This is a genomic window from Sulfuricaulis sp. (genome assembly GCF_049587675.1).
Lineage (GTDB): Bacteria > Pseudomonadota > Gammaproteobacteria > Acidiferrobacterales > Sulfurifustaceae > Sulfuricaulis.
The window spans coordinates 1-5,931 of the sequence record NZ_JBAVEJ010000201.1; the positions used below are offsets into that span (position 1 = coordinate 1).

At 59.4% G+C, this 5,931-nt stretch carries 6 protein-coding genes; 2 read left to right on the forward strand and 4 right to left on the reverse strand.

The features are described 5' to 3' along the window. From WB402_RS10460 to WB402_RS10470, 3 genes are all read right to left on the reverse strand, one after another. A partial coding sequence (locus WB402_RS10460) for a 1-deoxy-D-xylulose-5-phosphate synthase N-terminal domain-containing protein (RefSeq protein WP_424207608.1) occupies positions 1 to 404 on the reverse strand: 404 nt, incomplete at its 3' end. Further along, the gene (locus WB402_RS10465; protein WP_424207610.1) at positions 401 to 1,294 is read right to left on the reverse strand and encodes a polyprenyl synthetase family protein; all 894 of its coding nucleotides are present in this window, start codon (positions 1,292 to 1,294) and stop codon (positions 401 to 403) included. The genes WB402_RS10460 and WB402_RS10465, both read right to left, overlap by 4 nt. A gap of 7 nt (positions 1,295 to 1,301) precedes the next feature. Further along, positions 1,302 to 1,544, reverse strand: coding sequence for an exodeoxyribonuclease VII small subunit (locus tag WB402_RS10470; protein WP_424207612.1), 243 nt, complete (start codon positions 1,542 to 1,544; stop codon positions 1,302 to 1,304). Positions 1,545 to 1,959: 415 nt separating this feature from the next. On the opposite strand from WB402_RS10470, the gene WB402_RS10475 reads away from it, so the two are divergent. Next, a complete protein-coding gene (locus tag WB402_RS10475; protein WP_424207614.1) occupies positions 1,960 to 3,888 on the forward strand; it encodes a 2Fe-2S iron-sulfur cluster-binding protein in 1,929 nt (642 codons plus the stop codon). A 299-nt stretch (positions 3,889 to 4,187) separates the two neighbouring features. Continuing rightward, on the forward strand, positions 4,188 to 5,156 hold the full coding sequence (locus WB402_RS10480) for a hypothetical protein (protein WP_424207616.1): 969 nt from the start codon (positions 4,188 to 4,190) through the stop codon (positions 5,154 to 5,156). A 282-nt stretch (positions 5,157 to 5,438) separates the two neighbouring features. On the opposite strand, the gene WB402_RS10485 is transcribed toward WB402_RS10480, so the two are convergent. Continuing rightward, on the reverse strand, positions 5,439 to 5,931 hold a 493-nt coding region (locus WB402_RS10485), incomplete at its 5' end, for a hypothetical protein (RefSeq protein ID WP_424207617.1).

The window sequence follows — 5,931 nt, forward strand, 5'->3', positions numbered from 1 at the left end:
GCCATGCCGAGCGCGGCGCTGATCGAGGTGCTGGAGTGGCCGACGCCGAAGGTGTCGTATTCGCTTTCATCGCGGCGCGGGAAACCGGAAATGCCGTCGGTCTGGCGCAGCGTGCCCATGCGTTCGCGGCGCCCGGTCAGTATCTTGTGCGGATAAGTCTGGTGGCCCACATCCCACACCAGCCGGTCTTCGGGCGTATTGAACACGTAATGCAAGGCGATGGTGAGTTCCACCGTGCCCAGACCCGCGGACAGGTGTCCGCCGGTGCGTGACACGCTGCCGATCAGAAAATCGCGGATTTCCTGGGCAAGCTCGGGAAGATCGGTTTCGTCCAGACGCCGCAGATCCTCGGGACCATCGATGGTCTCGAGCAGGCGGCGGTCGGACGTGGATTTTTTGGTCATTGGTGGCGTTCGATGATAAATCCGGCCAGCTCGGCCAACAGCCCGCCATTATCCCCCAAAGGCGCCAAGCTTTCGAGGGCCTGCGCGTGCAGTGTCTTGGCGCGGGCCTTGGCCTCGGAAAGGCCCATCAGTAGCGGGTAAGTGGGTTTCCCGCGCTCGCGGTCGCCCCCGGGTTTTTTGCCGAGCGTTGCCGCATTTCCTTCCACGTCCAGGATATCGTCGGTGATCTGGAACGCGAGGCCGATCGCGCGACTGTATTTCTCAAAGGCTTCCAGTTTTGCCTCCTCGACGCCCTCGCGGGTGAACGCTCCGAGCAGGACGGAAACCCGGATCAGCGCACCGGTTTTGCGCAGATGCATGTCCTCGAGCTGTGCCAGCGTCAACGTCCGGCCGCCGGAGGCGAGATCGATTGCCTGGCCGCCGGCCATGCCGTGCGAACCAGCAGCCTGCGCCAGCAGCGCGATCATGCGCAGGCGTTGCGCCGCGCTGACCGTCAGCATCGGGTCGTTCGCCAGGATCTCGAAAGCGTAAGACTGGAGCGCATCGCCGGCGAGCAGCGCCGTGGCTTGATCGTAAGCCCTGTGACAGGTCGGCTTGCCGCGGCGCAGATCGTCATTGTCCATGCACGGCAGATCGTCGTGCACCAGCGAGTAGGCGTGGATCAGTTCCACCGCGCAGGCCGGCACATCGAGCGCGCTGTCCGGCGCGCCGACCGCTTGGCCTGCGGCATACACCAGACTCGCGCGCACGCGCTTGCCGCCGTCGAGCGTGACATAACGCATGGCCGCGTGCAGATGCGACGGTGATGTCGCGGCGGGTAGCAGGCGTGTATCCAGCGCGCTTTCCACGCGCGTCTTGAAACGCTTAAGGCGGTCAGAAAAAGCGGGCAAAGCAGGATTACTCGTCTTCGTTGCGCAGCGGTTCAGTGGTCAGTTCGCCGTTCTTGCTTACCAGTTTTTCCACGCGCTGCTCGGCATCCTTGAGACCCTGCTGGCAGGCGCGCGTCAGCTCGATGCCGCGCTGGAAGGATTTCAGCGACTCTTCCAGCGTCTGTCCGCCGGACTCCATTTTTTCCACGATCTTTTCCAGTTCCGCGAGGGCGGCTTCAAAGTCGGGTTGGGTGCTGGATTTTTTCGCCACTGGGGCTCCTAAAGGCATATGCAATGAAAGGTTAAATTAGCGCAGGGCGTCCAAGGGGTCAATTCGCCGGATTTCACGGTGCGGGCGATGCCACGGCACGTGATAAAAGCGAATCATATCAGTTGTCGATAGAGCTTTCGTGCCGCAACATTAAGGAATATCTAATCAAATTTCCCGTTCGCCCTGAGCTTGTCGAAGGGTGAACGGGAAATACGGCAAATGTCAGGCGATTCGTCCGTTCATGGTTCGACAGGCTCACCACGAACGGACTTAATCAGACCCCCTAACCATGCGGTTTACGCGTCCGAGCTTGCGGTTTATCCCGCCGGCCCGTTGACCTGAATCAAGGCTGGTGCGATACCCGCCTGATACGAATGTACGCCATTGACAGGTGTTCCGGGAGAAATTCTTCGGCATGAAATACCTTCGGCTGAGCGGGCAGTGGTTGTTTCTGCGCCTGGAGAAAATATTCAACGCCATATTCGGCGACCGGCTCAATCCCCTGTATCACCTCGGTGCGATCGCCTATTTCATGACCTGGGTGGCGGTGGTGACCGGTGTCTATCTGTACGCCTTCTTCGATACCGGGGTGAAAGAAGCGTATGCCTCCGTCGAGCATATCACGCACAACCACTGGTATATCGGATTGGTTATGCGCGGCCTGCACCGCTACGCCTCCGACGGCATGGTACTGGCCATGGGTCTTCATATGTTGCGCCACTTCGCCTTCGATCACTACCGCGGGTTCCGCTGGTTTTCATGGGCCACGGGTATCGTCGTCCTGTGGCTGGTGTACGCCTCCGGGATCGTGGGCTTCATGCTGCCGTGGGATCGTCTGGCGCAATTCGTCACGATTGCCACGTCGGAATGGCTCGACTGGCTGCCGCTGTTTTCCGAACCGATGGCGCGCAACTTCCTGCGTGAGGGCAGCGTCAGCGATCGTCTGTTCTCGCTGCTGACGTTCATGCACATCGGCATTTCGCTGATCTTGCTGCTGGTCCTGTGGATACACACGCAACGCGTGGCCAAGGCCGCCACCAACCCGCCGCGGTATCTGGCCGTACCGCTACTGGCGGCGTTGATCGTGCTTACGCTGCTGTGGCCGGTGTGGAGCCAGGGGCCGGCGAACCTGGACACGGTGGTCACATCGCTCAAGCTCGACTGGTTTTATCTATTGATGTATCCGCTGATCTACGCTTGGTCGCCGAAACATTTATGGTGGCTCGTGATCGGCGGCACCGTCCTGCTGGCGCTGTTGCCGTGGTTGCCGCCGCAACGCCGGCGCGCGGGCAAGGAATTCCGGCTCACCATTCGTCCCGGCGACGCGACGGTGGCAGCCAGGCCGGGCGAGACGATTCTTGAAGCCGGACTGCGCGCCGGCATCGCGCTGCCCTTCGAATGCCGCAGCGGCGGATGCGGCGTATGCAAGTGCGCCGTGCTGCAAGGCACGGTGGATCAGGGCGTGCATCAGGAGCGCGCGCTCACGGAGGATGAAAGACGCGCCGGCAAGGTGCTGATGTGTTGCGCCACGCCGCTGTCCGATCTGGATCTTGAGTGCGAGAACATCGGCGCCGTGAGCGACATCCCGATCCGGACCTTCATGGCGCGCGTGCAAAGCCTGGAACGGTTCACCGACGACGTCATGCGCGTGCTGCTCAAGCCACTCGATCCGGAACCCATCCGGTTTCATGCCGGGCAATACATTAATATCGTGCTCGAGGACCGCGAGCGGCGCGCGTTTTCCTTCGCCACCGCGCCGCACGAAGCCGAGATGATCGAACTACACGTCAAGCTGGTGCCCGGCGGCGCGTTCACGACCTACGTCTTCAACGCGATGAAGGTGGGCGACACCCTGCGCTGCGAGGGACCCTTGGGTTCGTTTTATCTGCGCGAGGACAGCGACCGCCCGATTATCTTCGTTGCCGGTTCCACCGGCTTCGCGCCGGTGAAGAGCATGGTGGAGTACGCTTTCCACGCCGGCCTGAAGCGACCGATGTATCTCTACTGGGGCGTGAAGACGACCGCGGATTTCTACATGAAGGAGTTGCCCGAGCGGTGGGCGCGAGAGCACGACAATTTCAAATTCATCCCGGTACTGTCCGAGCCGGCGCCTGGCGCAGGCTGGACCGGTCGCGTGGGAACGGTACACGAGGCCATTTTGCAGGATTTCCCGGACATGGCGGGATGCGAGGTCTATGCCTGCGGTTCGGTGGGCATGGTCGAGTCAGCGCATTCCGCTTTTCTGCAAAAGGGCATGGCGGAGGACCGCTGCTTCTCCGATGCTTTCAATTTTGCGCCGCATATCAAGGGGCAGGGCGCCGAAATCGTGAAGACGACGGCCTGAACGGCTGACCACCACCCGCCTCGATCCACTAACGATAATCGCTCACCGTTATGGTGCGTGTGCATGCGTCAGCGCACTGGTGTGGTGCAGGAGAAGAGAAGCAACGGATCTCTTGCGTTCAAAATTACTTTATTGCTTTTGCTGCCGCCTTGCTCCGTTACTGCACATTTCTCATACGATTCCGCCGTTTAATCATTTTTAATTTTTCCCCGTCACAAGCTTGTCATATGAATGAATGAGCTAGCATGATAATTGCATGTATTTCATGGGAAAAACTTGTCTTCCGGGAAAGATCAAATATGACATGGCTGAATGAGGCCATCAAAGCGCAACGCGCCATCCTGGCTTCGCGCCTGGAGTCGCCTATGGCCATGCTGGCCGGACAATGCGTCAAGTTGTGGCGCGACCGCGACCGGCTGGATGAGATTCTGCGCGCGGCGTTGGTGGACATGCCTGTTTGCAAACTCATTTATGCGATTGATACGCACGGCAGGCAGATCAGTTCCAACGTCGGCCGGCACGCGATTGACCGCGATAAATACGGTCAGAATCTCGCGCACCGTCCCTATTTGTCAAACGCGATACCTTATAAGGGATTTCTGCTGTCCGACGTGTATCTCTGTCCGCCCGAACGGCGCTCCTGCATCACCGCCGTCCAAGCAGTAACGGACGGTTCGTCTGTGCTCGGGTTCATTGCGGCGGATTATTACCTGCGGGACCTGCCTCAACTCGAGCGACGCAATACGTCGGGCCAGAGCGCATGGCGACAGATCAAGGGCGACCCCGCGATTCGCGATGCCCTGTTTCAACAGTCGCGGGTTATGAGCGCGATGGACGAGCGGCTCGACGACGTGATCGCCATCATGGATGAGTTGATCTGTGATCGCGGCGTGTTTCACGCCAAGCTGCATTTTTCAAGTTCGCGCGCCACGCTGTGGATGACGGACGATCCGTTTCGCTACCGCGTTCACGTATTCGAGGAAATCTTCGATCCCTCGATCTGCCTGGCCTATCCGAGCCGGCCCTATGCGGAGCAGACCGTCGTGCCTCTGGCCCACGTGCGCCCCGTGTTCGAGCGTTTCAAAGTATTGCGCGATGCGGACGATAACATCTACCTGCGTTCCGGCTCTCTCAACGTGTTCAACGGCATGGTGGGGCTCACCTTCTCCTGTGACGGTTCTCACTATATGCCCGTCGAGCAGTTCCTGGCCATGGACGACAAATTCTGGTTTGGCACGTTGCCTCAGAGATTAAACGGTAGCAGGTAGTACGGCGGTTCAATTCCGCGCTGACAGAAATGGAGGTGCTCAATGTCGGTTATCGACTGCGAGCTCAACCGGTCGATCAATTATATGTTGCAGGTATTCAACAGCATCGATGTATGTGTAATTCGGATGTCGTCAAGAAATCGAACGACTGATCCACAACGAATAAGATCATGTAATGGATGACTCTCGGATAATCTATAACCAGCGGGAAATTCAACACAACCCCGAAATGCGGTGTAAACCGGATAGAGCGGTGTATTGCAAAGAAAACAGACCAGTAAGCTACACTGTTGAACAACCGAGGAAAACTTGGCCGACAAGCGTTCGCGCCAGATCGTAAGCGTCGATGCGGAAGCAGACGGTATCGCTGGCGTACAAGCCGAGATCGCGAGCCGAGTCGTAGGTCACGGTCGGGGCGCTAGGATCCAAGAGACCGGAGTTCGTGGGCAGGTCGGAAACTAAAACGTTTGCGTTATCGGCGGTATTGCCGAAGTACACCATGTAACTCGCTGTGTCATTACCGAACGGCTGCCAACTAACCTGCAGCATGCGCGAGACAGTCTGCGGTACGGCGAGCGACTTGACCGATACCAGAGCCGCGTTGGTTCCGTCGCTCGCTTCGAGCGCGCCCATGGTGGGCGCGACTGCACGGCACTGGCCCGCCAAGTCTTGCGCGGCCAGTCCGTCGCCGCACTGAGCGGTAGGTGCCGGTGCTGGTGCCGGTGCTGGTGCTGGTGCCGGTGCCGGTGCTGGTGCTGGTGCTGGTGCTGGTGCC

What these genes read in the sequence shown, in the direction of transcription:
- WB402_RS10475 (WP_424207614.1), top strand. Translation starts at nt 1,960, where the DNA reads ATGAAATACCTTCGGCTGAGCGGGCAGTGGTTGTTTCTGCGCCTGGAG.
- WB402_RS10480 (WP_424207616.1), top strand. Translation starts at nt 4,188, where the DNA reads ATGACATGGCTGAATGAGGCCATCAAAGCGCAACGCGCCATCCTGGCT.